24 protein-coding genes are annotated in these 23,564 nt (G+C 71.8%); 16 read left to right on the top strand and 8 right to left on the bottom strand.

Annotation, left to right across the window (positions count from 1 at the left end; translation table 11 throughout):
• From N4G63_RS22060 to N4G63_RS22050, 3 genes are all read left to right on the top strand, one after another.
• On the top strand, window positions 1–327 hold a 327-nt coding region (locus tag N4G63_RS22060; protein WP_314600208.1), incomplete at its 5' end, for a hypothetical protein.
• A 64-nt stretch (window positions 328–391) separates the two neighbouring features.
• Window positions 392–937, top strand: coding sequence for a PEP-CTERM sorting domain-containing protein (locus N4G63_RS22055; RefSeq protein ID WP_260786753.1), 546 nt, complete (start codon window positions 392–394; stop codon window positions 935–937).
• A 3-nt stretch (window positions 938–940) separates the two neighbouring features.
• Window positions 941–1,897, top strand: a complete 957-nt coding sequence (locus N4G63_RS22050) for a peptidylprolyl isomerase (RefSeq protein WP_314600207.1) — start codon at window positions 941–943, stop codon at window positions 1,895–1,897.
• A gap of 33 nt (window positions 1,898–1,930) precedes the next feature.
• Here the strand turns inward: N4G63_RS22050 and N4G63_RS22045 are convergent, their stop codons facing one another.
• From N4G63_RS22045 to N4G63_RS22035, 3 genes are read right to left on the bottom strand one after another with little or no spacing between them, the layout of a single operon-like run.
• Window positions 1,931–3,499, bottom strand: a complete 1,569-nt coding sequence (locus N4G63_RS22045) for a VWA domain-containing protein (protein WP_260786756.1) — start codon at window positions 3,497–3,499, stop codon at window positions 1,931–1,933.
• Window positions 3,496–4,923, bottom strand: a complete 1,428-nt coding sequence (locus tag N4G63_RS22040; protein ID WP_314600206.1) for an AAA family ATPase — start codon at window positions 4,921–4,923, stop codon at window positions 3,496–3,498. Before N4G63_RS22040 ends, N4G63_RS22045 begins: the two co-directional genes overlap by 4 nt.
• A 10-nt stretch (window positions 4,924–4,933) precedes the next feature.
• A complete protein-coding gene (locus N4G63_RS22035; RefSeq protein WP_314600205.1) occupies window positions 4,934–5,605 on the bottom strand; it encodes a glutathione S-transferase family protein in 672 nt (223 codons plus the stop codon).
• A 197-nt stretch (window positions 5,606–5,802) separates the two neighbouring features.
• Between N4G63_RS22035 and N4G63_RS22030 the strand changes: the two genes are divergently transcribed.
• The 8 genes from N4G63_RS22030 to N4G63_RS21995 all read left to right on the top strand — a co-directional run bounded on the left by N4G63_RS22030 (window position 5,803) and on the right by N4G63_RS21995 (window position 13,203).
• A complete protein-coding gene (locus N4G63_RS22030) occupies window positions 5,803–6,525 on the top strand; it encodes an ABC transporter permease (RefSeq protein ID WP_260786757.1) in 723 nt (240 codons plus the stop codon).
• Complete coding sequence (locus tag N4G63_RS22025) at window positions 6,522–7,370, top strand: ABC transporter ATP-binding protein (protein WP_260786759.1); 849 nt, start codon at window positions 6,522–6,524, stop codon at window positions 7,368–7,370. Before N4G63_RS22030 ends, N4G63_RS22025 begins: the two co-directional genes overlap by 4 nt.
• Window positions 7,371–7,652: 282 nt before the next feature.
• On the top strand, window positions 7,653–8,126 hold the full coding sequence (locus tag N4G63_RS22020) for a 4Fe-4S dicluster domain-containing protein (protein WP_260786760.1): 474 nt from the start codon (window positions 7,653–7,655) through the stop codon (window positions 8,124–8,126).
• A 16-nt stretch (window positions 8,127–8,142) separates the two neighbouring features.
• Entirely contained in the window at window positions 8,143–9,990 is a 1,848-nt protein-coding gene (locus tag N4G63_RS22015; RefSeq protein WP_260786761.1) for an aldehyde ferredoxin oxidoreductase family protein, read from the top strand.
• 70 nt (window positions 9,991–10,060) lie between these two features.
• Window positions 10,061–11,515, top strand: a complete 1,455-nt coding sequence (locus N4G63_RS22010; protein ID WP_314600204.1) for an NAD(P)/FAD-dependent oxidoreductase — start codon at window positions 10,061–10,063, stop codon at window positions 11,513–11,515.
• 97 nt (window positions 11,516–11,612) lie between these two features.
• The gene (gene thiS / locus N4G63_RS22005) at window positions 11,613–11,870 is read left to right on the top strand and encodes a sulfur carrier protein ThiS (protein WP_260786763.1); all 258 of its coding nucleotides are present in this window, start codon (window positions 11,613–11,615) and stop codon (window positions 11,868–11,870) included.
• A 48-nt stretch (window positions 11,871–11,918) separates the two neighbouring features.
• Entirely contained in the window at window positions 11,919–12,224 is a 306-nt protein-coding gene (locus N4G63_RS22000; RefSeq protein ID WP_260786764.1) for a hypothetical protein, read from the top strand.
• Window positions 12,225–12,288: 64 nt separating this feature from the next.
• A complete protein-coding gene (locus tag N4G63_RS21995; protein ID WP_260786765.1) occupies window positions 12,289–13,203 on the top strand; it encodes a LysR family transcriptional regulator in 915 nt (304 codons plus the stop codon).
• 10 nt (window positions 13,204–13,213) lie between these two features.
• Here the strand turns inward: N4G63_RS21995 and N4G63_RS21990 are convergent, their stop codons facing one another.
• Complete coding sequence (locus N4G63_RS21990) at window positions 13,214–13,891, bottom strand: glutathione S-transferase family protein (RefSeq protein WP_260786766.1); 678 nt, start codon at window positions 13,889–13,891, stop codon at window positions 13,214–13,216.
• 130 nt (window positions 13,892–14,021) lie between these two features.
• Between N4G63_RS21990 and N4G63_RS21985 the strand changes: the two genes are divergently transcribed.
• A complete protein-coding gene (locus tag N4G63_RS21985) occupies window positions 14,022–14,630 on the top strand; it encodes a DNA-3-methyladenine glycosylase I (RefSeq protein ID WP_260786767.1) in 609 nt (202 codons plus the stop codon).
• A 93-nt stretch (window positions 14,631–14,723) separates the two neighbouring features.
• Here the strand turns inward: N4G63_RS21985 and N4G63_RS21980 are convergent, their stop codons facing one another.
• Window positions 14,724–15,326 (bottom strand): ATP-dependent Clp protease proteolytic subunit, encoded by a 603-nt coding sequence (locus N4G63_RS21980; RefSeq protein WP_260786768.1) that lies wholly within the window; start codon window positions 15,324–15,326, stop codon window positions 14,724–14,726.
• A gap of 299 nt (window positions 15,327–15,625) precedes the next feature.
• Window positions 15,626–15,991 carry a hypothetical protein gene (locus N4G63_RS21975; RefSeq protein WP_260786769.1) on the bottom strand — a complete coding sequence of 122 codons (366 nt, stop codon included), beginning with the start codon at window positions 15,989–15,991 and terminating at the stop codon, window positions 15,626–15,628.
• 80 nt (window positions 15,992–16,071) lie between these two features.
• On the opposite strand from N4G63_RS21975, the gene N4G63_RS21970 reads away from it, so the two are divergent.
• A complete protein-coding gene (locus N4G63_RS21970) occupies window positions 16,072–16,743 on the top strand; it encodes an ABC transporter ATP-binding protein (protein WP_314600203.1) in 672 nt (223 codons plus the stop codon).
• Between the two features lie 128 nt (window positions 16,744–16,871).
• On the opposite strand, the gene N4G63_RS21965 is transcribed toward N4G63_RS21970, so the two are convergent.
• Window positions 16,872–17,876, bottom strand: a complete 1,005-nt coding sequence (locus N4G63_RS21965; RefSeq protein WP_260786771.1) for an XdhC family protein — start codon at window positions 17,874–17,876, stop codon at window positions 16,872–16,874.
• 232 nt (window positions 17,877–18,108) lie between these two features.
• On the opposite strand from N4G63_RS21965, the gene N4G63_RS21960 reads away from it, so the two are divergent.
• The gene (locus N4G63_RS21960; RefSeq protein WP_260786772.1) at window positions 18,109–19,482 is read left to right on the top strand and encodes an MFS transporter; all 1,374 of its coding nucleotides are present in this window, start codon (window positions 18,109–18,111) and stop codon (window positions 19,480–19,482) included.
• A gap of 7 nt (window positions 19,483–19,489) precedes the next feature.
• Here the strand turns inward: N4G63_RS21960 and N4G63_RS21955 are convergent, their stop codons facing one another.
• On the bottom strand, window positions 19,490–21,043 hold the full coding sequence (locus tag N4G63_RS21955) for a putative bifunctional diguanylate cyclase/phosphodiesterase (protein WP_314600202.1): 1,554 nt from the start codon (window positions 21,041–21,043) through the stop codon (window positions 19,490–19,492).
• Between the two features lie 241 nt (window positions 21,044–21,284).
• Here N4G63_RS21955 and N4G63_RS21950 point away from each other — a divergent pair, with 241 nt between their 5' ends.
• The gene (locus N4G63_RS21950) at window positions 21,285–22,055 is read left to right on the top strand and encodes a GNAT family N-acetyltransferase (protein ID WP_260786774.1); all 771 of its coding nucleotides are present in this window, start codon (window positions 21,285–21,287) and stop codon (window positions 22,053–22,055) included.
• Window positions 22,056–22,135: 80 nt separating this feature from the next.
• Window positions 22,136–23,533 (top strand): TAXI family TRAP transporter solute-binding subunit, encoded by a 1,398-nt coding sequence (locus N4G63_RS21945; protein WP_260786775.1) that lies wholly within the window; start codon window positions 22,136–22,138, stop codon window positions 23,531–23,533.
• Window positions 23,534–23,564: the final 31 nt, after the last annotated feature.

Raw genomic sequence — 23,564 nt, 5'->3', positions numbered from 1 at the left:
GTCGTGCCCCCCACCGCCTCCACCGGCACCGTCCGCCTGGAGCGCGACCGCTCAGGCATCACCCTCCAGATCGTGCCGCGCGTATCCGCTTTCACACCAGACGGAGGAAGCGGCTTCACGTTGACTGGGGACGGATTCGCAGAGGGCCAAACCGAGGTGCTGTTCATCAGCGCGGAAATGGCGGACTACAGTCGGGCCTATGGGCCAGACACGTACAACAGCAGCACGCGGCTTGCTGCTTCAGGCCCCGTAGGCGTCTCCCGCGCCACGCTGCGCGTGCGCACCCCAGGCGGCACCAGTGCCGAGTTCAACACCGGGCAACCCTGATCCGGGTCTTCCGCGGTTCAGCACTTTCAACTACCTTGTGTCACCCATCGAGAAAGGACGTTCCATGTTCAACCTGCGCTCGATCACCCGCGCCGCGCTGATGGCGGCCAGCCTGTGCGCTTCAGGGCTGGCCACGGCCGCGCCCGTGGTCTACCACTCGCTCACCGACGAGGCGGATGTGGTGCCTGGCAGCGACACCTGGCGCTATGACTTGCGCATCGAAGGCTCCGCCAGCGCCTTCGAATCGGTGAGCCTGCTGTTCACGCCCAGCCGCTTTGCCGATCTGGTGTCCAGCGGAGGCGGTGCTGATCTGTCCTTGCTGGATGTGCAGCCCGACACCGGCCTGCCCGTCGATGGCATGGTGACGGCCACGCTCTTGGCTGACCTGACGGCACCGTTGACCTTCAGCGTGGTGTTCAGCTGGCTGGGCCAGGGCGCGCCGGGTGCGCTGCCCTACGAATATCTGGATGCCAACTTCAGCCAGGTGGCCACAGGCAATACGCGTGTTGCGGGCGGCACCACCGTGCCCGAACCCTCGATGCTGGCAACGCTGCTGCTGATGGCCGGCGCGGCGATGCACTGGCGCCGTCGCGCGGCAGGGCACGCTTGACCCATGGCTGCCCTTGCTGCCATAGCCAAAGGTGCTTTGCTGGCCGAAGGCTGGCCCAGTTGGCGCGCCTCTCCCCTGCCGGTGGCACTGAGCATGTTGCTGTTGGCGGGTTGTGGCGGCGGTGGCGGTTCTGCCACCCCGGCCCAGACCAACCAGCCGCCGGTGGCGGCAGCCAAGGTAGCGGGCGAAGCCGTGCTGCAGGCCACCACACGCTTCGACACCGCCGGTACGGCAGACCCAGACGGCAACATTGCCAGCCGAAGCTGGAACTATGGTGATGGTCAGACCGGCAGCACTGACAGCCATATCTATGCCAGTGCGGGCAGCTACACGGCTACGCTGACAGTTCAAGACAACGCGGGCGCCTCGGCCAGCGTGCAAGTGCCGGTGAACGTGGCCAAGTGCAGTGCCGATGGCCTTGCTCTGGCTGCGGGCAGTCCGCAAAGGGCCACCGTGTGTATGCAGACCAACCAGGGCGAACTGGTGTTGGAACTGTTCCCTGCACAGGCCCCGGTGACGGTTGCCAACTTCCTGGCGTATGTCGACGCCGGCTTCTACAACGGCACCTTGTTCCACCGCGCCGAGCCTGGGTTCGTGATCCAGGGCGGTGGCTACACCTCTGGCATGGTCGTCAAAACCGCCACGCAAGCCGCCATTGCCCTGGAAAGCGCCAACGGCCTGCCCAACAACCGCTACACCGTGGCAATGGCGCGCACCAGCGTGCCTGACTCGGCCACCAGCCAGTTCTTCGTGAACCTGGCCGACAACGCTGCTCTTAACTTCAACGCGGCTCTGGGCCAGCTCAATGGCTATGCGGTATTCGGGCAGTTGCTGTTGACCAGCGGTACCGATGCCGTGCTGGCCGCCATTGAGACTGCTCCGGCCACCAACGTGGGCGGATTGCGCGTCATCAACGCTGCCAACGAGGTGGAGATCCGATCGGCGATCCGGGTGCCCTGACCCAGCGCTCACTACAACGCGCGCCGGCCGGCCTCAACCCGGCCGGTGCCGCGCCGCCCGTGCCGACAGCGCGTTGGGAAAGTACAGCGCGGTCAGGCTCTTGCTGTGCACCGGGCTGAAGGCGGTGCCGCCGCCGCGGGTGGCGTCCGCCGGGCCGTGGCGGCGCCAGTCGCGCACCCAGAAGATGTCGTCGGCCACTTCCATCAGGCCCAGTGTCTCGCGGTCGCCCACCAGCACGCCCTGCACGCGCAGGCCCAGCGCGGCGCGGGCCTCGTCCAGCCGTGCCAGCGTGGCCGGCGTGCAGCCGAACTCGCCGTCGCTGACGATCAGCAGGTCGGCGCTGGCCCAGGCCGCCTGGTGCACCCGCGCGATGGCGCGCTCGATCGGGGCCTGCACATCGGTGCCGCCGTCGAAGCCCTGGCCCATCAAATCCATCAACGCGGCCAGGCCGGCCGGGGTGTGGGCCAGCTCGCGTTCGAGCAGCTCGCCCGGGCCGCCGAAGGCGATGACCACGCAGGCCCGGCGCTCGGCGTAGGCGGTGCGCAGCGCCTGCAGCGCCACGGCCTTGGCAATGGCCTCGGGCGCGCCGTGCATCGAGCCCGAGGTGTCCAGGCACAGGATGATCGGGCCGCGCTGCAGCGGCTCGGGCTGCGGCGGTGCGCGGTCGGCGCGCGGGCGCTGGGTGGGGTCGGGCCGCAGGTCGTGCAGCTGGGCCTGGCTGTCGTAGCCCAGCAGACGGGCCTCGGCAAAACGGGCATGCCACAGCTTGCGCAGCACCGGGTGGCGCAGCATCGCCGCCTCGGCCGGCAGCATCTGCGCAATGCGCCCGGTGTGGCGGATGCCGCGCAGCTCGCCCGGCGCGTCGGGCAGGGTGGTGTGCACCACGCGCAGGCCCAGCAGCCGGCGCGCGCGCTCGCTGGGCGTGGGCGGCGGCGAGGGCGGTGGGGGTTGCGGCAGCGGCGCACGCTCGGCGCGGCCCAGGCGGCGGATCAGTGCGGCCAGCTCGGGCAGCTGCTGGAGCGTTTCGGCAATGCGCAGCGCCTCCTGCCACTCGCGCCGGGCCAGCAGGCCGGTCATCTGATCCCAGCGCAGGCGGGCCAGATCGCCCAGGCCCTGCAGCAGCGTGAGCAGTTCTTCCCAGCCGGCGCGCTCGAGCGTCCAGGCCGCGTGGAAGTCTTGCGCCACGCGGGCGATGGCCTCGGCGCGGCTCAGGCGCGGCTGCAGGTCAGCGATGCGGTCCAGATGCCACAGCAGGGTGCGCAGCACCTGTTCGGCCAGCGGTTCGGCGCCGCGGGCCAGTGCGGCCAGACCCAGCTCACCCACCGCCTGGCGCAGCGGCGCGGCGGCGGCGGCATCGCCAAAGTGGGCCTCGGGCGGTGGCATCGTGCCGGCCAGCAGCGCGGTGCGCCAGGTGGCCACGTCGGCCAGGCGCTGGGCGCTGTGGCCGGCGCTGGTGGTCAGGGTGGGCAGCCACAGCGTGCGCGGCAGGGCGGCCAGGCGGTCGAACGGCGCCTCGCAGTCGGCGGCCGGTGGGCCGGGCGTGGCGGGGCCGTCCGCGGCCGCCAGGGCCTCGGCCACCGCCGCGCGCTGCGCCGGGTTCATGCCAGCGCGGGCGCGGGCGGCAGATCCACCGGCTCGGGCGGCGTGGCCGGCAGGCTGTCGTCCTGCGGCTGGGCGGCAAAGCCGGCGTGGGTGTTGTCCAGCCGCGCGGCGCAGGCGGCCAGGGCGTCGAGGTGGGCGCCGTGGCGGCCCAGCCAGTGCGCGGCCAGGCCGGGCGGCAGCCACAGCCGGCCGGCCAGGCGTGCGGCCAGGGCCTGGCGCGCGGCCTGCAGCGTGGCCCGGGCCGCCTGCACCTGCTGGCGCAGCGCATCCACCTGGGCCAGGCGCGCGGCCAGGTGCACGGGGCTCCAGCGCCGCGCCAGCTTGGCCTCGAGCGTGGCCGAGACGATGCGCTGCATGCCGTCGCCACCGTCGTGTCCGCCCAGCGCGCGCGCCAGGGCCAGCTTGCCGGCGGCGTCGTCTTCGCCGTCGGCGGGCATGCGCTGCTCGATCTCGAGCTGTTTCTCGAAGGCGGTGACCGCATGGCCCAGCCAGGGCAGCGGGCCGTCCTGCGCAGCGGGCGGCGGCGGCAGCTGCAGCAGGTGGTCGTCCACCCACTGCTGCAGGCGCGGCACGCTGTCGGCATCGTGTGCCACCACGTAGGGCACCAGCCACAGGTCGATGGCGTCGAGCGTGCTGCGGCCCTCGGTGGCGGCGGCGCAGCGCATCAGGCCCAGCAGCTGGCGCCAGCGCCGGTCAGACACCGGCAGCGCCAGCGCCACGGCCTGGGCACGCAAGGCGGCCAGCGCGGTCAGCGCCTCGTCGCCCAGCGCCACGCCAGCCGCGGCGCGGCGCACGGCCGTGCGCTCATGCTCGGTGATGGGCGGCGGCGCGGCGGCCGCATCGGGCGCGGGTGCATCGCTGAGCTGCAGCAGCGCGGCAAAGCCGGCATCGCTGACCGGGGCCACCGGCACGCGCAGCAGAAATCGGTCATGAAAGGCCTGCAGCGACTCGTCGGCCGGCGGTTCGTTGCTGGCCGCGATCACGCACACCAGCGGCACCGCCAGGCGCTGCGCACCGTTGTCGAACTGGCGCTCGTTGAGCAGGGTCAGCAGCGCGTTGAGGATGGCCGAGTTGGCCTTGAACACCTCGTCGAGGAAGGCGATGCCGGCGGTGGGCAGGTAGCCATCGACCAGGCGCTCGTAGCGGTCGGCCTCCAGCGCCTGCAGCGACAAGGGGCCGAACAGCTCCTCGGGCGTCGAAAAGCGGGTCAGCAGGCGCTCGAAATAGCGCGCACCGGCAAAGGCCCGGTGCAGGCGCCGCGCCAGCTCGCTCTTGGCCGTGCCGGGCGGGCCGATCAGCAGCACATGCTCGCCAGCCAGCGCCGCCAGCAGGGCCAGGCGCACGGCCGTCTCGCGTTCCAGCAGGCCCTGGTTCAGGCGGTCGAGGTGGGCGCGCAGGCGCGCGGTGTCGGGCAGCACGGTCATGGCGCAGATTTCACACCAGCGGCGGCAGCAGGCCTTCGTCGGCGATCAAACGCTGCACGGCCGGGCGCGCCAGCATGCGCTGCAGCCAGGCCGCCAGCACCGGCCGCTCGCGCGCCGGCGCCGAGGCCGGCCCGCTGAAGCCGCGCGTCCAGCGGCACAGCATGAAGGCATAGGCGTCGCACAGGCTGTGCTGCCCGCCCAGCAGCCAGGGACCGCCGTGGCGCTCGAACTCGGCCACCAGGATGTCCAGCTGCCGGCCCACCATGGCCTGGGCATGGGCCTTGACCTGCGCCGCGCCCTCGGTGTTGCCCTCGTCCACCAGGCGCTCGGGGTAGAAGTAGACGATCAGGTTGGCCTGCAGCGTGTTGGTCAGCCAGACCAGCCACTTGGTGGCCTGCGCGCGCGCGGCCGTGCCCGGCGGCGGCATCAGCGGCGGCGCCGTGTCGGGTGCGCCGGGCCGGTCGGCCAGGTGCAGGCAGATCGCCGCGGCCTCGAACAGCACCAGCTCGCCATCGCGCAGCACCGGGATCAGGCCGTTGGGGTTCAGCGCCAGGTAGTCGGGCGCCTTGTGCGCCTGCACCGTGCGGTCGACCAGCACCTTGGTGAACGGCAGGCCGAGCTCCAGCAGCACCAGGTGCGGCGCCAGGCTGGCATTGCTGGGGTAGTAGTGCAGTTCGAGCATCGCGGCGTCCGTCCGGTGCAGGGGTACAGGCAGGGGGCCCATGATGCCGGATGGGCGCTGCGTGGCGGACTATGCACATCGGTGCATATCGCGGCCATCGGGCGTGGCGACGAAAATCGCGCCCCGTCGCCGTCATTGCCGCCACGGCGCTGGCGGCGGCGCGCAGCAACCGGATCAAGCAAAAGAGCGAACAGTCGATGGGATCGATGGCCGAGAGCGTGCAGCTGGCGCTGGCGCTGATCACCGCGGGCGACGCGGCGCTGTGGCAGGTTGTGGCCTTGTCGCTGCGCGTCAGCGCCACGGCGGTGGCGCTGGGCGCCGGCCTGGGCCTGCTGCTGGGCGGCTGGCTGGCGGTGGCGCGGTTTCCGGGCCACGGCCTGGTGGTGGGCGTGCTGAACACGCTGCTGGCCCTGCCCTCGGTGGTGGTGGGCCTGGTGGTCTATCTGCTGCTGTCGCGTTCAGGGCCGCTGGGCAGCTGGGGCATCCTGTTCACGCCGGCGGCCATGGTGCTGGCGCAGACCATCCTGGTGGTGCCGCTGATTGCCGCGCTGTCGCGCCAGCTGGTGGCCGATGCGCTGCGCGAGGGCGGCGACGAGCTGCAGGCCATGGGCGCCGGCCGCCTGCTCAGCGCACTGCTGCTGCTGCTGCACGAGCGCCGCGCGGTGGCCACGGTGCTGCTCACCGCCTTTGGCCGCGCCATCGCCGAAGTGGGCGCGGTGATGATCGTCGGCGGCAACATCCACGGCGTGACCCGGGTGATGACCACCGCCATCGCGCTTGAAACCAGCAAGGGCGATCTGCCACTGGCGCTGGCGCTGGGCCTGGTGCTGCTGGGCGTGGTGGCGGTGCTGAACCTGGCGGCGGGCCTGAGCCGGCGTGGTGGCACCGCGGCCGGGCTGGCCGGCGCAGGTGCGGCATGACGGCCGGCCGCATCCACCCGCCGCTGCCGCTGGACGGCGCCACCGTGGCCACCGCGGCCGTACCCGACAGCCCGGCCGCCCGCAGCGCGCGGGCCGGTCAGCCGGTGCTGATCGCGCTGCACGAGGCCACGGTGCAGTTCGGTGCCACGCTGGCGCTGAGCGGCCTGTCGCTGGCCATCCGGCGCGGTGAGCGCCTGGCCTTGGTGGGCGCCAACGGCGCCGGCAAGACCACGCTGCTGCGCCTGCTCAACGGCCTGCAGGCACCCAGCCGAGGTGAGCGCCTGCTCTCGCCAATCGCCCGCGCCGGCGATGCCGCGGCAGGCGCCCGGCCCCGCAAGCCGATCACCGCGATGCTGTTCCAGCGGCCATTTCTGCTGCATCTGTCGGTGCGCCGCAACCTGGCGCTGGCGCTGTGGCTGGCCGGCGTGCCGGGCCCGGAGCGGGCGGCGCGCTGCGCCGACGCGCTGGCCCGCGTAGGCCTGCAGCCCCTGGCCGATCAACCGGCGCGCGCGCTGTCGGGTGGCCAGCAGCAGCGCCTGGCGCTGGCCCGGGCCTGGGCGGTGCAGCCCGACATCCTGTTTCTCGACGAGCCCACCGCCAGCCTCGACCCCACGGCCAAGCGCGAGGTCGAGCAGCTGATCGAGGATTTCGGCCGCAGCGGCATGGCGCTGGTGATGAGCAGCCACAACCTGGGCCAGGTCAAGCGCCTGGCCGAGCGGGTGCTGTTTCTCGACCGTGGCCGCCTGCTGGCCGACCGGCCGGTGGCCGAGTTCTTTCGCGCCGATGGCGACGGCCTGCCGCCCGAGGCGGTGCAGTTTCTGCACGCCGAACTGCCCTGGCGCTGAGAGGGTGTCCCCGAAATGAGAGGCACCCGCGTGAGGCCCCGGCGCGGTGGTTTTGGTGCCGCGCCTGCTGGGTGAATACGAGGCGTTCGCAACGCCATCCGGCTGCCTGGGGCCAAACGTCACAGCCTGGAACAGGCCTTTGTAAAACCGCGACGTTTTGAGGGTTAAGCCTAGGTTCTCGCCGCTGTCCCGTATGCAGATCATTGCATAGGCCCGTCGGTGCATAGGCTTGCACGCTGCACGGCCAACCCTTCGAAGACCCACTGCGGAGAAGAGAACACCATGCAGAAGAGCCTGCACATCAACCCGGACAAGTGCACCGGGTGTCTGCAATGCGAGATGGCCTGCTCGTTCGAGAACTACGGCACCTACGCCACGGCCAAGTCGCGCATCAAGGTGTTCGACTTCCACCACACCGGCCGCAAGGTGCCCTACACCTGCACCCAGTGCGACGAGGCCTGGTGCCTGCACGCCTGCCCGGTGGAGGCGATCACGGTCGACAAGGCCACCGGCGCCAAGGTGGTGAACGAAACCACCTGCGTGGGCTGCAAGGTCTGCACCATCAGCTGCCCGTTCGGCACCGTGAACTACGTGCAGGAAACCGGCAAAGTGCAGAAGTGCGACCTGTGCGGCGGTGACCCCGCCTGCGCCACGGCCTGCCCCACCGGCGCCATCACCTACATCGACGCCAACTGGACCGGCATCAACAAGATGCAAGCCTGGGCTGAAAAGCTCGGCAACCAGACCACGGCCTGAGCGAAGGAGAACCGACATGTCCTGGGCTGGAAAAATCCTCCGCGTCAACCTCACCACCGGCACCGTGGCCAGCGAACCGCTGAACATGGAGTGGGCGCGCGCCTACCTCGGCTCGCGCGGGCTGGCGAGCAAGTACCTGATCAACGAGATCGATCCCAAGGTCGATCCGCTGTCGCCTGAAAACCGCCTGATCTGGGCCACCGGCCCGCTCACCGGCACCATGGCCTCCACCGGCGGCCGCTACACCGTGGTCACCAAGGGCCCGCTCACCGGCGCCATCGCCTGCTCCAACTCGGGCGGCTACTTCGGCGCCGAGCTCAAGATGGCCGGCTGGGACATGGTGATCTTCGAGGGCGCGAGCCCCAAGCCGGTGTACCTGGCCATCGAGGACGACAAGGTCGAACTGCGCGACGCCGCCCACCTGTGGGGCAAGAGCGTGTGGGAAACCGAGGCCATCATCAAGAAGCAGCACCAAGACCCGCTGACCCGCGTGTCCAGCATCGGCCTGGCCGGTGAGAACCAGGTGCTGTACGCGGCGGTGGTGAACGACCTGCACCGCGCCGCCGGCCGCTCGGGCGTGGGCGCCGTGATGGGCAGCAAGAACCTCAAGGCCATTGCCGCGCGCGGCACCAAGGGTGTGGGCAACGTGGCCAACCCCAAGGAGTTCATGCAGGTCACCTTCGAAAAGAAGAAGATCCTGGCCGACAACGCCGTCACCGGCCAGGGCCTGCCGACCTACGGCACCCAGGTGCTGATGAACGTCATCAACGAGATCGGCGCGCTGCCCACGCGCAACCACCGCGACATCCAGTTCGAAGGCGCCAAGGACATCTCGGCCGAGGCCATGGCCACGCCGCGCGCCACCGATGGCAAGAAGCACCTGGTCACCAACCAGGCCTGCTTCGGCTGCACCATCGCCTGCGGCCGCATCAGCAAGATGGACCAGACCCACTTCTCGGTGCAGAACAAGCCGCAGTACTGGGGCGCCTCGGGCGGCCTCGAGTACGAAGCGGCTTGGGCCCTCGGCGCCGCCAACGGCGTGAACGACCTCGAGGCGCTGCAGTACGCCAACCTGCTGTGCAACGAGCAGGGCTTCGACCCGATCTCCTTCGGCGCCACCATCGGTGCGGTGATGGAGCTCTACGAGATGGGCGTCATCACCAAGGAGATGCTGGGCATCGAGGCGCCGTTCGGCAGCGCCCAGGCGCTGTGCCAGCTGGCCGAGATGACCGCCCGCGGCGAAGGCTTCGGCAAGGAGATCGGCCAGGGCTCGGCCCGCCTGTGCAAGAAGTACGGCCACCCCGAGCTGAGCATGAGCGTCAAGGGCCAGGAGTTCCCGGCCTACGATTCGCGCGGCATCCAGGGCATGGGCCTCACCTATGCCACCAGCAACCGCGGCGCCTGCCACCTGCGCAGCTACACCGTGGCCTCCGAGGTGCTGGGCATCCCGGTCAAGACCGACCCGCTCACCGCCGAAGGCAAGCCCGAGCTGGTGATCGCCTTCCAGGATGCCACCGCCGCCTTCGACTCGGCCGGCATCTGCATCTTCACCAGCTTCGCCTGGGGCCTGGCCGACGTGGCGCCGCAGGTGGCTGCCGCCTGCGGCCCCGAGTTCACGCTCGAGAACCTGGCCAAGATCGGCGAGCGCATCTGGAACATGGAGCGCGAGTTCAACAACGCCGCCGGCTTTACCGCGGCCGACGACACGCTGCCGCCGCGCCTGCTCAACGAAGCCGCCAAGACCGGCCCGGCCAAGGGCCTGACCAGCAAGCTGCCCGAGATGCTGCCCAAGTACTACGCCGCACGCGGCTGGAACGCGGACGGCACGGTCAAGGCCGAGACGCGCGAGCGCCTGGGTCTCTGATCGATCGCTGAGGCCGTACAAACAGGGCGCGGGCCTGCCCCGCGCCCTTTTTCGTTGGAGAGCATTCGCCATGAAACACGTGATCCTGGGCGCCGGACCGGCCGGCATCATTGCCGCCGAAACCATCCGCAAGCATGCTGCGCACGACGAGATCGTCGTCATCGGCGACGAGCCCGAGACGCCGTACTCGCGCATGGCCATTCCCTACCTGCTGATCGGCAAGGTGGGCGAAGACGGCACGCACCTGCGCCACGGTGCGCGCCACTACCAAGACCTGCGCATCACGCTGCGTCGCGGCGTCAAGGCCACCGCGGTGGACACCGCGGCGCGCCGCGTGACGCTCAGCGACGGCAGCAGCGAGTCGTTCGACAAGCTGCTGATCGCCACCGGCTCCAGCCCGGCCAGCCCGCCGGTGCCCGGCATCCACGGCCCCGGCGTGCACACCTGCTGGACGCTGAAGGACGCCCGCGCCATTGCCGCACTGGCCCAGCCCGGCGCGCGTGTGCTGCAGATGGGCGCCGGCTTCATCGGCTGCATCATCATGGAAGCCCTGGCCATGCGCGGCGTGAAGCTCAGCGTGGTGGAGATGGGCGACCGCATGGTGCCGCGCATGATGGGCCCCACGGCCGGCGGCATGATCAAGGACTGGTGCGAGCACAAGGGCGTCACCGTCTACACCGGCGCGCGGGTCGAGGCCATCGAACGGCCGCTGCCCGGCCATGAGCCGGCCGCAGCGCTGGCTGCCGCCCCCGCCCCCGCCCCTGCCCCCCAGCCCGGCCTGCTGAGCCGCCTGGCCCAGGCCGTGGGCCTGGCACCCGCGCCCGCACCCGCACCAGTACCCGCACCGGCACCCGCGGCCAGCCCGGCCGCGGCCGGCGCGCCCATGACCGTGCGCCTGTCCACCGGCCAGCGCCTCGAGGCCGATCTGGTGATCAGCGCCACCGGCGTGCGGCCCAACATCGGTTTTCTCGAGCACTCGGGCATCCGCTGCCTGGTGGGCGTGCTGACCGATGAGCATCTGCAGACCAATGTGCCCGGCATCTACGCCGCGGGCGACTGTGCCGAGGCCTTCGACAAGGTCAGCGGCACCACCATCGTCAGCGCCATCCAGCCCAATGCCGCCGAGCAGGCGCGCGTGGCGGCGCTGAACATGGTGGGCCCCAGCGGCGAACAGCGGGCCGAGCTGAAGGGCGTCACGCAGATCAACGTGCTCGACACCCTGGGCCTCATCTCCTGCAGCTTCGGCAACTGGCAGGGCGTGTCCGGCGGCGAGCACGTGGAGCTCACCGACCGCCAGGCCTCGGGCGGCGGCCGCCACATCAGCCTGCAGTTCAAGGACGACCGCCTGGTCGGCTGCAACGCCATCGGCTTCACCGAGCATGTGGGCGTGATGCGCGGCCTGGTGGAAGGCGAGGTGCGCCTGACGCCCGAATGGAAGCAGCGCCTGCTGCAAGACCCCACGCAGCTGATGCCCGCCTACCTGGCCAGCGCCCAGGCCCAGCAAGACCCCGCCCACGCCAAGTGATCCCCGCCCACGCCAAGTGATGGCCGGATCGGGCCGCCTCGCGGCCCGATCCGGCTTCTGCAACCGTCTCCCCCCGAGCGCTGGCCCTGCCGCCCCAATGAACATCACCTTCAAGCTCTACGCCAGCCTGTCCGAGTACCTGCCCGCCGAGCGCCGCCAGGGCAATGTGCTGGCGCTCGACCAGGTGCCGGAGGGCAGCACCATCGCGCAGCTGATCGAGCCCTACGGCCTGCCGATGAAGCTGGTGCACCTGGTGCTGATCAACGGCGTCTACATCCCGCCCGAGGAGCGCGCCACGCGCGCGCTGGTGGACGGCGACGTGCTGGCCATCTGGCCGCCGGTGGCCGGCGGCTGACAAACCAGCCCCCTGATCCGCCAGCCCACTGATCCGCCAGCGCCCTGCATGCAAGCGCACTACCTGGCCGAGTTCACGCGCGAGCAGGGCTGCACCGAGGCCGAATGGCTGGGCTGGCTGCCTGGCGCCGTGCGCCACCACCCCTGGCACCTGAGCGCGCCCGGCCAGGCTCGCATCGACCTGCCCGGCGGCCCGCTGCACATTGACTGGCAAGCCCTGCCGCCCCGCCAGATCGCGCTGATGCGCATGCCTCGCATGGCCATCCACTACCGCTTTGCCGCCGCCACGCCCGAGGCCGAACGCCAGGCTTTCATGCGCTACTTCGACCTCTACATGCAGCGTGGGGGTGGCTGAGCGCTTGGGCATACTGCCGGCCATGCCGGCCTCCCGATCGCGCCAACCGCCAGCCGTGCCAGCCGTGCCAGCCGCGCCAGACCCACGCGCCGCGCTGCAATGGGACGACCTGCGGCTGACGCTGGCGATCTGCGAAATTGGCACCTTGTCCGGCGCCGCGGCGCAGCTGGGCATCAGCCATCCCACCTTGTCGCGGCGCCTGCAAACCATCGAGCGGCGTCTGGGCACACGACTGTTCGAGCGCACGCCCAACCGCCTGCGGCCCACCGATGCGGGCGAAGAAATGCGCCGATTGGCGCTGCCACTGCGCGAGGCCATCGGCGACCTGGAGCGGCGCATTGCCGGCCGCGACACCGGCAGCCACGGGCCGGTGCGGCTGACCGCGCCCGATGCCGTGGCCGAGTACCTGCTGCCGCCACTGCTGGCCGCGCTGTGCCAGCGGCATGCCGGCCTGACGATCGACCTGCTGGTCTCGAACCAGGTGCTGTCGCTGGCGCAGCGCGCTGCCGACATCGCCTTGCGCGTCACCGATCAGCCCCCCGACACCTTGCGCGGCCGGCGGGTGGGCACGGTGGCCATGGCGGTATACGCCAGCCGGGCGCTGGCGCCCGAGGCCGCGGCACCCGCTGCATGGGCCGGGCTGCCGTGGGTCGGCTTTGATGCGGCGCTGGCCTGCAGCGGGCCGGGCGCGTGGTTGGCGCGGCATGTGCCCGAGCACCGGCTGCGGCTGCGCGCCAACACCCTGCTGGGCGCCGCCCAGGCCGTGCGCCAGGGCATCGGCTGCGGCGTGCTGCCCTGCTTTGTGGGCGCGGCGCTGCCGGAGCTGGTGCGCGTCGGCGAGCCGCTGTGCGAGCTGGCACAGCCGCTGTGGCTGCTGGTGCATGCAGACCAGGCGCGCCTGCCGCGCATCCGCCGCGCCACCGACGCGCTGGCCGAGCAGCTGCAGCAGGCCGCGCCGCGGCTGGCAGGCCTGGCCTGAGGGGCTGCGCTCAGCGCACGGCCGCCATCCGCCGGGCCAGGTGCGACGAACGGCTGGCCAGGTAGTGCTCGAAACAATGGCCATAGGCCGGCAGCGCGGCCTGCTGCACGCTGGCCTGGCCGGCCAGGGCTGCGCGGTAGTCCGCCACCCGCGGCAAGTGGTTCATCACGCCGAAATCGGCAATGCGGTCAAAGCTGTCGAACAGGGTGAACACCGGTGCGAAGGCCGCATCCACCAGGCCGAAGCCGGCGTCATCGAAGAACGGCCCGCGGCCCAGCGCCAGTTGCCGCTCCAGCGCATTGAAGCGCGCGGCCAGTTCGCGGCCGGCGCGGTCGAACCCTGCCGCGTCGGGCGCGCTGTAGAACGCGAACACGTCCGCCAGCATGGCCGAGGCCACGGCCGTCCAGGCCCGTTGCCGGGCGCGGGCCAGTGGTGCCGCGGCCAGCATCGGCTGCTCGGGCCATTGGTCCTCCACGTAGTCGCAGATCACCGAGGTTTCGAACAGGCTGTGCCCCGCCACGCGCAGCAGCGGCACCTTGCCCAGCGGCGCGGCTGCCACAAACCAGTCGGGCTTGGCCGCCAGGTCGATGAACACGCGTTCGAAGGCCAGGCCCTTGGCCATCAACTGGATGGCGATGCGTTGCGAGTAGGGGCACAGGAGGTTGCTGATCAGTTCAACGGCCGGCATGCGGGCTCCACCAGACAAGACAGGCACGACGCTAGGGCCTGCCCGCCCGCCGCACCATCGCCAGCGTGTTCACCCGGCTGTGCAGAAGCTTTCAGGTGCCGGGCCCACGGGCCGGCACGACAATCCGGCGATGACCTCCGCCTTGCCCGCCCCCGACGGCCAGCCGCGTTGCCGCTGGTGCCTGGCCACGCCCGAGTACCTGGCCTATCACGACAGCGAATGGGGCTTTCCGGTGGCCGATGACCGGCGGTTGTTCGAGAAGCTGAGCCTGGAGGCGTTTCAGTCGGGCCTGAGCTGGCGCACCATCCTCGACAAGCGCGAGAACTTCCGTGCGGCCTTTGCCAACTTCGAGATGGCCCGCGTGGCGCGCTTCGATGAGGGCGATGTGGCGCGCCTGCTGGCCGATGCCGGCATCGTGCGGCACCGCGGCAAGATAGCGGCGGTGATCAATAACGCGCAGCGCGCGCTGGAACTGGTGGCGCAGGAGGGCTCGCTGGCGGCCTTCGTGTGGCGCCACCGGCCGCCGGCCGAGCGGCCCTCGCCCGATGTGGGCGCGGCCACGTCACCTGAATCGGTGGCGCTGAGCAAGGCGCTGAAGCAGCGCGGCTGGGCCTTTGTGGGCCCGACCACGGTCTATGCCTTCATGCAGGCCATGGGCCTGGTGAACGACCATGCCGAGGGCTGCGTCACCCGCGCGCGGGCGGATGCCGCGCGCCAGGCATTCAAGCGCCCTGGATAGGCGCCAGCGGGCCGAGCGCCGGGTCGCTTCCAGGCCGGCCCGCCACCCGCTCGGCGGATGGCCCCGCGCAGCAGCGGGGCCGGGTGCTCGAGGTCAGAGCTGATCCTGGCGCTCGATCTTGCGCGACACGATGCCGTAGCTGATCGCCTCGTCGGCGCTCATCCAGAAGTCGCGTTCCATGTCGGCGGTCACGGTGTCCAGCGGCTTGCCGGTCTGGGTGGCGATGACCTTGGCGATGCGCTCGCGGGTGCGCAGGATCTCGCGCGCCTGGATGGCGATGTCGCTGGCCTGGCCACCCGCGCCGCCGGCCGGCTGGTGGATCATGAAGCGGGTGTTGGGCAGGCACAGGCGGCGCTCGGCCGGCGGCGACAGGAAGATGTGCACGCCGGCGCTGGCCACCCAGCCGGTGCCCACGGTGGTGACCGGGGCCTTCACGAAGCGGATCATGTCGTGGATGGCGTCGCCCGATTCCACATGGCCGCCGGGGCTGCTGATCAGCATGGTGATCGGCGCGTCGCTGTCGGCGGCCAGCGCCAGCAGGCGGCGGCAGGTGGCCTGCGCCAGCTTGTCGTTGATCTCGCCAAACACCAGCACGAAGCGGCCCTTGAAGCTGAGCTGGTCTTCCAGGCGGTCACCGCCGGGGCGCTCGGCGTCGGCGGTCTTGTCGTTCTTGGTGGCGAGCTGGGGCTGCATCATGGCAAGGGCTCCCGCAAAGGGATGGTCAAGGGATGGGCGCATGCTAAGCCATCAGGGCTGCCCCAGCGGGCCAGTCAGTCCCGCCGGGCCGCCCCAAGGGACTGAGCGCCCCCGTGGGGGGCACGAGCGCAGCGACGTGGGGGGCCTGTTCAGTCCCGCCGGGCCGCCCCAAGGGACTGAGCGCCCCCGTGGGGGGCACGAGCGCAGCGACGTGGGGGGCCTGTTCAGTCCCGCCGGGCCGCCCCAAGGGACTGAGCGCCCCCGTGGGGGGCACGAGCGCAGCGACGTGGGGGGCCCGTTCAGTCCCGCCGATCACGGCGCGGTTCGTCGTGGTCTTCGGCCGATTCGTCCGGCGCCGGCCGGTGCACCCAGGGCCAGTCCAGCAGCTCGGCCAGGCGGGTGACCACCCAGCGCGCCTCGGCGGCGCCAAAGCCCGCGCCCTCGCTGGCCAGGCCGTCCTCGGTGCGCTGCAGCACGATGTCCTCGCTGACGCCCTGGCCGTGATGCACCTCCTGGCTGCGCTCGACCAGCAGTTGCGCCATGTCCTCGCACAGCTCGTAGCGGGCGCGAAACGCGCTCAGCGGCACGCTCAGGCGGCCGCGCGCGTCGCGGTACACGGCCTCGAACGAGGGCGGGATGTGGATCTGGTAGTCGTCGGAGCTCATGCGTGGCGTTCAGCGGGGTGCTGCACTGTAGTGCCGGCCCGGGCCCGTGCCGGGCCTTGGCGCGCAGCCAGAATGCGCGCATGACCCCGGCCACCGCCCCCCAGCTCGACGCCACCCCCGTGCTGCAGGCCAGCGACCTGCAGTTTGCCTACCCCGGCCAGCCGCCGCTGCTGCGCGGCTTCAGCGCCCGGCTGCCCGCCGGCCTCACGGCGCTGGGGGGCGAGATGGGCAGCGGCAAGAGCACGCTGCTGGCCCTGCTGGCCGGCACGCTGGCGGCGCAGCGCGGCCGCATCACGCTGGCCGGCTGCCAGGCCGCGCCGGGATCGGCCGTCTGGACCGCGCAGGTGTTCGCCTTCGATCACCGCGCCGGGCGCGACGAGGCCACGCCCGCACCGGCGCTGCTGGCCACGCTGCGCGCGCGCCACGCCGGCTGGGACGAGGCCTTGTTCATGCGCCATGTCCAGGGCTTTGGGCTGGCAGAGCATCTGGGCAAGCCCTTGCTGGCACTGTCCACCGGCACGCGGCACAAGCTGTGGCTGGCGGCGGCGCTGGCGGCGCGCTGCCCGCTCACGCTGCTGGACGAACCCACCGCCGGGCTCGACGCGGGATCGGTGGATCAGCTGTTCGAGAGCCTGGCCGCGCTGGCCCGCGCACCCCAGGGCCGCGCAGTGCTGATCGCCAGCGGCGAGCCGCTGGGCGAGCTGCTGCCGCTGGCGGCGGCGATCGTGATGCCGCCGGTGGCGGCGGGCTGACAAGGTGTGAATGAACCTGCTGCGCGGGCCCATGGCGGCCCTGCGCGACTCGCCGTACGGCCGTACGGCTGCGTTGCTCGAACCACCCTGAGCCCGCTCGCGACGGTTCCTTCACACCTTGAGAGGGCTCAGCTCACACAACCGGCCTCCACGCCGGCCTGGGCCTTGACGGCCACCGGCTCGGGCACGCGAAAGCCGTAACGCACGGCCGTGACCTCGGCCAGGATGCTCACCGCGATCTCGGGCGGCGTGCGCGCGCCGTTTTTCAGGCCCACCGGGCCGTGCAGGCGGTCGAGCTGGGCGGCGCTGATGCCGAAGTGCTCCATCAGCCGCTCGCGCCGCTTGGCCTGGTTGGCGCGCGAGCCGATGGCGCCCACGTAGAAGGCCTCGCTGGTGAGGGCCTCCATCAGTGCCAGGTCGTCCAGCTTGGGGTCGTGGGTGAGGGCGATGACGGCGGTGTGGCCATCCACGCGCAGCTCGCGCACGGTGTCGTCGGGCATCGTGCGCAGCAGCGTGGCGCCGTCGATCGCAAAGCCCTCGGCATATTCTTCACGCGGGTCGCACACGATCACCTGGTAGCCCAGCGCGGTGCCCATCTGCGCCAGGTACTGGGTCATCTGCCCGGCACCGATCAGCAGCAGCCGCCAGTGCGGGCCGTGGTGGGTGGTGAGCGTGGCGTCGGAAAGTTCGAGCTCGTCGGTGTCGGTGGGCGGCTGCAGGCTCACCTCGCCGCTGGCCAGGCTGAGCACGCGGCGCACGCGCTGGCCGTCGGCCAGGCGCTGCAGCAGCTCGTCCAGCCGGGTGCGCGGCAGCACCGGCTCGAGCACCAGCTCGATCAGGCCGCCGCAGGGCAGGCCGAAGCGGTGCGCGGCGTCGGCATCGATGCCGTAGCGGATGACCTGCGGCACGCCCGCGGCCAGCACGCCGCCGCGCGCCTTGTCGATCAGGTCGTCCTCGATGCAGCCGCCCGAGACGCTGCCGGCGATCAGCCCGTCATCGCGCACCGCCACCGTGGAGCCCGGTGGCCGCGGCGCCGAGCCCCAGGTGCGGGTGATGGTGCCCAGCACCACGCGGTGGCCGGCGGCCAGCCACTGGGTGATCTGGCGCAGCACATTGAGATCGACGTTGTCCATGGGCTTGAATGGGTCTGGGTCTGGGTCTGGGGCAAGGGCCGCCAGCGGCCGGCCGGTGCCGCGTGCAAAGGCCCGAGCATACGGCGGCGCCAGCGCCAGCGCCGGCGCAGGCCGCTGGCAGCGGCTGCTTGCCGTGGCTGCTTGCCGTGGGTGCTTGCCGTGGGTGCGCCGCTACACTGCCCGGCGGCCACGCCGGTGCGGGTGGATCCGCCCACGTGCCGTACCGTCGCCCATGACCGCCCTGCTGCTTGCCGGAACCTTTCTGATCACCTTCGACTTCTTCGCGATCAGTGTCGCGTTGCCGTCGATCCGTGAGGCGCTGCAGGCCACGCCCAGCCAGCTGCAATGGTGCGTGGCCGTGTTCGGCGTGATGTTCGGTGCCACGCTGGTGGCCGGTGCCCGGCTCGGTGAACGGCTGGGCCCGCTGCGCGCCTTTCGTGCCGGCATGGGCCTGTTCGGCATGGCGGCGCTGGGCTGCGCCGTGGCCCAGGGGCCCTGGCAGCTGATCGGCGCGCGCGCCCTGCAGGGCCTCAGCGCGGCGCTGCTTTCGCCCCAGGTGCTGGCGCTGATCGGCCGGCTGCCGCAGGCCGGCGAACGCGAGCGCGCCTTTGCCGGGTATGGCGCGGCGCTGGGCCTGGGCTCGGGCCTGGGCCAGCTGGTGGGCGGCGCGCTGATCGCGCTCGATCCGGCCGGCCTGGGCTGGCGCGCCGAGTTCGTGCTGAGTGCCTTGTTTGCCAGCGGCGTGGCCTGGCGCCTGCGGGGCTACCGCGGCCCGGCCGGCGTGGCGCAGCGCATCGATGTGACCAGCGTGCTGCTGCTGGCCGTGGCCGTGGTGGCGCTGATGCTGCCGCTGATCGAGGGCCGGCGCCAGCACGGGGCGCCGTGGCTGCTGCTGCCGGCGGCGCTGGGGGCCGTGGGGCTGGTACTGTTTGTCGCGCGCCAGCGCCGCCTGGCGGCCAGCGGCGGGGCGGTGCTGGTGAGCCCGGCGGTGTTCACGCCGCGGTTTGCCACGGCCCTGGTCACGGTGCTCACCTTCTATGCCAGCGTGGCCTCGTTCATGCTGATCTTCTCGCTGACGCTGCAAAGCCAGTACCGGCTGCCGCCGCACTGGGCCGGCCTGGTGTTCAGCGCCATGGTGGCGGGCTTTCTGGCCAGCAACTTCGGTGCGCGGCGCCTGGCCGCGCGCTGGCCGGGTGACCTGCTGGCCGCCGGCACCTGGGTGCTGGCGGCCGGGCATGCCCTGCTGGCCCTGGCCCTGGCCACGCAGCAGGCGCTGGCCTGGCTGCTGCTGCCGATGGTGCTGGCCGGCCTGGGCATGGGCCTGGTGATGGGCCCGCTGATCGCGCGGGCCATGGGCGTGGCACCGGCCGGCCAGCAAAGCCTGGCCTCGGGCCTGGTGGGCAGCGTGCAGTGGTTCGGCAATGCGCTGGGCGTGGCCCTGGTGGGCACGCTGTACTTCACGCTGGCCGGCGAGGCCCCTGCCGCGCCGGCGCTGGCCCAGGCTGGCGCCGCCAGCCACGGCGTGTTCGCCCTGCTGGCGCTGGGCGTGGCCGCCCTGCTGCCGCGCTGGGCGGCCTTGCCGCGGCCGCCGGCCGCGGCGGCCTGACCGGGCCTCACACCACCATCGGGTCCGGCATGGCTGGCTCCAGCGACTGCGGTCGGTGGCTGCGGGCAAAGTCGATGAAGCGGTCCAGCGGCATCGGCCGGCCGTAGCCGTAGCCCTGCACCAGGTCGCAGCGCATGCGGCGCAGCAGCTCGATCTCGGTGTCGGTCTCGGCGCCTTCGGCCACCACCTGCATCTGCAGCGAGTGCGCCAGGCGCACCATGGCGCGCACGATCTTCAGGCTGGCGCCGTTGCGCTGCATGTCGGCCACGAAGGAGCGGTCGATCTTGAGCGCATGCACCGGAAAACGCGCCAGGTACGCGAACGACGAGTAGCCGGTGCCGAAGTCGTCGATGCTGATGGCCACGCCCATGGCGCCCAGCGAGGACAGCACCTGCGCGCTGGTGTCCACGTCCTTCATCACCGCGCCCTCGGGCACCTCCACCTCCAGCAGCACCGGCGGCAGGCCGGCGCTGGCCAGCGCCGTCTGCACCCGCAGCGCCAGCGTGGGGTCGGCCAGCGAGTCGACGCTGAGGTTGATGCTCACCGGCATGGCCAGATCCAGCGCGCGCAGCGCCGCCACCTGCTGCACGGCCATCTCCAGCACCAGCTGGTCGATGCGCAGCATCAGCCCGCACTCGTCGGCCAGCGGCAGAAACTCGGCCGGCGAGATCATGCCGCGCTCGGGGTGCTGCCAGCGGATCAGCGCCTCGGCGCCCACCACATGGCCGCTGTCGAGCCGGCCCTTGGGCTGCAGCACCAGCGTGAACTGCTGCTGCTCGATGGCCGCGCGCAGCTCGGTCTCGAGCCCGGCGCGCTGCTGCGTGGCGGCTTCCAGGGCCGGCTCATAGGCCAGCACGCCGCCGCGGCGCACCTTCTTGGCATGGCGCAGCGCCAGCGCGGCATGCTTGATGCGCTGCTCGGCGCTGTCGGCGCCGTCGCTGCTGACGGCCTCGGCGCGCGCCAGGCCCACGGTGGCGCCCAGCACGAACATCGTGCCCTCCAGCACCACCGGCATGGCGCAGCGCGCGGCCAGCGTGGCCAGCCGCTCGTCCACGCCGGGGCCCTCGGGCAGCAGCAGCGCGAACTCGTGGCCGGTCAGGCGAAACAGCTGCTCGTCGGGCAGGGTGGCCGATTGCAGGCGCGAGGCCATCTCCAGGATGGCCATGTCGCCGCCGGCATAGCCGCGTGCGTCGATCACCTGGCGAAAGCGGTCCAGCCCGATGACGGCCAGGCTGAGCGGCGCATCGGCGGCGCTGCGCGAGCCCAGCACCTCCACCAGCTGCAGCTTGTTGGGCAGGCCGGTCAGCTCGTCCTGGGTGGCGCGCTGGGCCAGCTGATGCTGGCGCACAACACTCTCGGAGGCGTCGTTGGCCAGCATCATGGTGCCGCCCTCGCAGGGAAACACCCGCACCATCAGCCAGCGCTTGAGGATCGTGGAATAGCCGATGCGCGACGCGGGCTTGCGCTCGCGCCGGCAGGTGTCGATGCAGGTGAAAAAGATCGAGCGCTCGAAGCCCGGCTGGTACTCGAACGGTGTGCGGCCGAGAACTTGGTGTCGCAACAGTCCGATATTCTGCAGATAGACCTGGTTACAGAACCTTACGATCCACTGATCGTCGACATGGATCACGGCCTCCCCGGCCTGACCCAGCAGATGGTCCAACGCCATCGCGTCGACAGACTCCAACATCCAACCCATCTCGTCGCGACGCATGCAGTACCTACTTCGTGATGATCCAAACGCTGCCGACCGTGCCCATGCGACGGGTTTCGCCCCTCGCACCTGACGGACACGCCGGCCCATGAACTTCGACTTTCACCAGCTGGCGCTCGAACTCGAGCGCGCGCACAGCCGCCGCATTGCCCTCAGGCCGGTGGCCTTGAGCGATGCGTGGCCGCTGTACCACGCCAGCCGCAATCCCCTGTTCAACCAGCATCTGTTGTGGTCGCAGCCCGAAGCCGAGCGCGATGTGCTGGACCGCATGTCCGTGATCGTCGAGGCGGCCCGCAAAGGCCGTCTGGCTGGCATATCGGCGGTGGTCAAGGAAACTGGAGACTGGATCTCGCTGTTCCGCTTTCTGCCGCACGCCACCCGGCCTGGGGCGGTAGAAATGGGCATCTGGACACATGACCGTTTCTGGCACGGGCGCTACAGCCTCGAGCTGGGGCGGCTGTGCGTCTCGGCGGCCTTTGCGCTGAGCAATGTGGACATGCTGATCGGGGCCGCCTCGCCCGAGAACAAGCCTTCGTGCCAGCTGATGCGCCTGTGCGGCCTGCATCCGCTGGACCTGGTGCTGCGCGACCACGAGGCCGGCCACAAGGTGCTGCTGGAGGAGTTCGGCATCACCCGCGCCGAGTGGCAGGCGCGCCACCGCTCGGCCTTCGACACCGTGCCGCAGCGCGCCTGGCCGGCACCGGCATCGGCACCGGCGGCCGCGGCCGCGCCGATGGCGCCGCCGCAGGAGATGGCGGCCGCCGCCGTCTCGGCCGCCGCCGCCACCTCGGCGCTGGCCACGCTGTCGGCGGCCAACGCCCAGGGCCTGACCCTGGGCACTGGCGAGATGGCGCAGTAGACCCCAGCCCGCTGCGCCGCCGCGGTGGCCAGGCGCTTCGTCGGCCAGGCCGCCGGCAGGGCGCCAGTTAGCATGGCCGCATGCCGCCGCCCGCCACCCCGCCAGAGCGCAGCCGACCGCGTGCCGCGCTGCCGGCCTGGGCGGCCCCGTCGGCGCTGCGTGAGCTGGCACTGACTTTTGGGCCCTTCGTGCTGCTGGGCCTGCTGCTGGTGGCGCTGGCCTACCGCTGGCTCGATCCGGCGCCGCCGCGCCAGGTGGTGCTGGCCACCGGCATTGCGCAGGGCGCCTATGCCGAGTTCGGCCAGCGTTATGCCGAGCAGCTGCGCCGCCACGGCATCCGCGTGACGCTGCGCGCCACCCAGGGCGCGGCCGAGAACCTGGCGCTGCTGCGCGAGGCCGGCTCGGGCGTCGACATCGCCTTCGTGCAGGGCGGCGCCGACGAGCTGGCGCCGGCACCCGGCCAGCCCGCCGCCGACGCCGCGGGCCGGCCCGAGGACGGCCTGGTCTCGCTGGGCCGCATGTTCCATGAGCCGGTGTGGCTGTTCTACCGCGAGGCTGCGGCGCAGCGCCGGCTGGGCCGCGGCGTGCTGCCCACGCGCTTGGTGCAGCTGCAGGGCTGGACGCTGAACGTCGGCGCCGCGGGCAGCGGCGTGCCGCCGCTGATGGCCCGGCTGCTGTCGCTCAACGGCCTGGCGCCGCAGGCGGTGCAGCTGTCGAACCTGGCCACCACGCCGGCGGTGGTGGAGCTGCTGGAGGGCCGGCTCGACGCCCTGGCCCTGGCCACCGCGCCCGAGGCGCCGATGGTGCAGATGCTGCTGCGCACGCCCGGCATCCGCCTGCTCGATCTGGCCCAGAGCGAGGCCTATGCGCGGCGCCTGCCCTTCTTGAACCCGGTGCTGCTGCCGCGCGGCGTGGCCGATCTGGCCGCCGACCTGCCGGCCACCGACATGCACCTGGTGGCCCCCACCGCCACGCTGGTGGCGCGCGAATCGCTGCACCCGGCGCTGGTGCAGCTGTTCATGCAGGCGGCGCAGCAGGTGCACGGCGGCGCCGGCTGGTTTCAGCGCAAGGGCGAGTTTCCGAACGCCGCCGACACCGAGCGGCCGCTGGCGCCCGAGGCGCAACGCTTCTACCGCAGCGGCACACCCTGGCTGCAGCGCTGGCTGCCGTTCTGGCTGGCCAACCTGGCCGACCGCATGTGGGTGGTGCTGCTGGCCATCGTGGCGGTGCTGATCCCCTTGTCGCGCGTGCTGCCGCCGATCTACGAGTTCCGCATCCGCTCGCGCGTGTTCCGCTGGTACGCGCGGCTGCGCGCGGTGGAGGCGGCGCAGGGCCAGCGCCCCGCGGCCGAGCTGCTGGCCGAGCTGGACGCGATCGAGCAGCGCGTCAGCGCGGTGATGGTGCCGCTGTCGCACACCGACGCGCTGTATGCGCTGCGCAGCCACATCCAGCTGGTGCGCCGGCGCCTGCAAGCCTAGACCCCGTGCGCCGGTGCGCCGGTGCGCCGGT

This window comes from Aquabacterium sp. OR-4, assembly GCF_025290835.2.
Lineage (GTDB): Bacteria > Pseudomonadota > Gammaproteobacteria > Burkholderiales > Burkholderiaceae_C > Pseudaquabacterium.
Note: the sequence above shows the minus strand (reverse complement) of the source record. Positions and strands in the feature narration are given on the sequence as shown.

Bases quoted from the DNA above. Each gene is read 5' to 3' on its own strand.
- thiS (WP_260786763.1), top strand. From the start codon at position 11,613: ATGAACATCACCTTCAAGCTCTACGCCAGCCTGTCCGAGTACCTGCCC.
- N4G63_RS22050 (WP_314600207.1), top strand. From the start codon at position 941: ATGGCTGCCCTTGCTGCCATAGCCAAAGGTGCTTTGCTGGCCGAAGGC.
- N4G63_RS21970 (WP_314600203.1), top strand. From the start codon at position 16,072: ATGACCCCGGCCACCGCCCCCCAGCTCGACGCCACCCCCGTGCTGCAG.
- N4G63_RS22000 (WP_260786764.1), top strand. From the start codon at position 11,919: ATGCAAGCGCACTACCTGGCCGAGTTCACGCGCGAGCAGGGCTGCACC.
- N4G63_RS21990 (WP_260786766.1), bottom strand. From the start codon at position 13,891: ATGCCGGCCGTTGAACTGATCAGCAACCTCCTGTGCCCCTACTCGCAA.
- N4G63_RS22040 (WP_314600206.1), bottom strand. From the start codon at position 4,923: ATGACCGTGCTGCCCGACACCGCGCGCCTGCGCGCCCACCTCGACCGC.
- N4G63_RS21950 (WP_260786774.1), top strand. From the start codon at position 21,285: ATGAACTTCGACTTTCACCAGCTGGCGCTCGAACTCGAGCGCGCGCAC.
- N4G63_RS21985 (WP_260786767.1), top strand. From the start codon at position 14,022: ATGACCTCCGCCTTGCCCGCCCCCGACGGCCAGCCGCGTTGCCGCTGG.
- N4G63_RS22020 (WP_260786760.1), top strand. From the start codon at position 7,653: ATGCAGAAGAGCCTGCACATCAACCCGGACAAGTGCACCGGGTGTCTG.
- N4G63_RS21975 (WP_260786769.1), bottom strand. From the start codon at position 15,991: ATGAGCTCCGACGACTACCAGATCCACATCCCGCCCTCGTTCGAGGCC.
- N4G63_RS21945 (WP_260786775.1), top strand. From the start codon at position 22,136: ATGCCGCCGCCCGCCACCCCGCCAGAGCGCAGCCGACCGCGTGCCGCG.
- N4G63_RS22035 (WP_314600205.1), bottom strand. From the start codon at position 5,605: ATGCTCGAACTGCACTACTACCCCAGCAATGCCAGCCTGGCGCCGCAC.
- N4G63_RS21960 (WP_260786772.1), top strand. From the start codon at position 18,109: ATGACCGCCCTGCTGCTTGCCGGAACCTTTCTGATCACCTTCGACTTC.
- N4G63_RS21965 (WP_260786771.1), bottom strand. From the start codon at position 17,876: ATGGACAACGTCGATCTCAATGTGCTGCGCCAGATCACCCAGTGGCTG.
- N4G63_RS22015 (WP_260786761.1), top strand. From the start codon at position 8,143: ATGTCCTGGGCTGGAAAAATCCTCCGCGTCAACCTCACCACCGGCACC.
- N4G63_RS22030 (WP_260786757.1), top strand. From the start codon at position 5,803: ATGGGATCGATGGCCGAGAGCGTGCAGCTGGCGCTGGCGCTGATCACC.
- N4G63_RS22025 (WP_260786759.1), top strand. From the start codon at position 6,522: ATGACGGCCGGCCGCATCCACCCGCCGCTGCCGCTGGACGGCGCCACC.
- N4G63_RS22045 (WP_260786756.1), bottom strand. From the start codon at position 3,499: ATGAACCCGGCGCAGCGCGCGGCGGTGGCCGAGGCCCTGGCGGCCGCG.
- N4G63_RS22010 (WP_314600204.1), top strand. From the start codon at position 10,061: ATGAAACACGTGATCCTGGGCGCCGGACCGGCCGGCATCATTGCCGCC.
- N4G63_RS21980 (WP_260786768.1), bottom strand. From the start codon at position 15,326: ATGATGCAGCCCCAGCTCGCCACCAAGAACGACAAGACCGCCGACGCC.
- N4G63_RS22055 (WP_260786753.1), top strand. From the start codon at position 392: ATGTTCAACCTGCGCTCGATCACCCGCGCCGCGCTGATGGCGGCCAGC.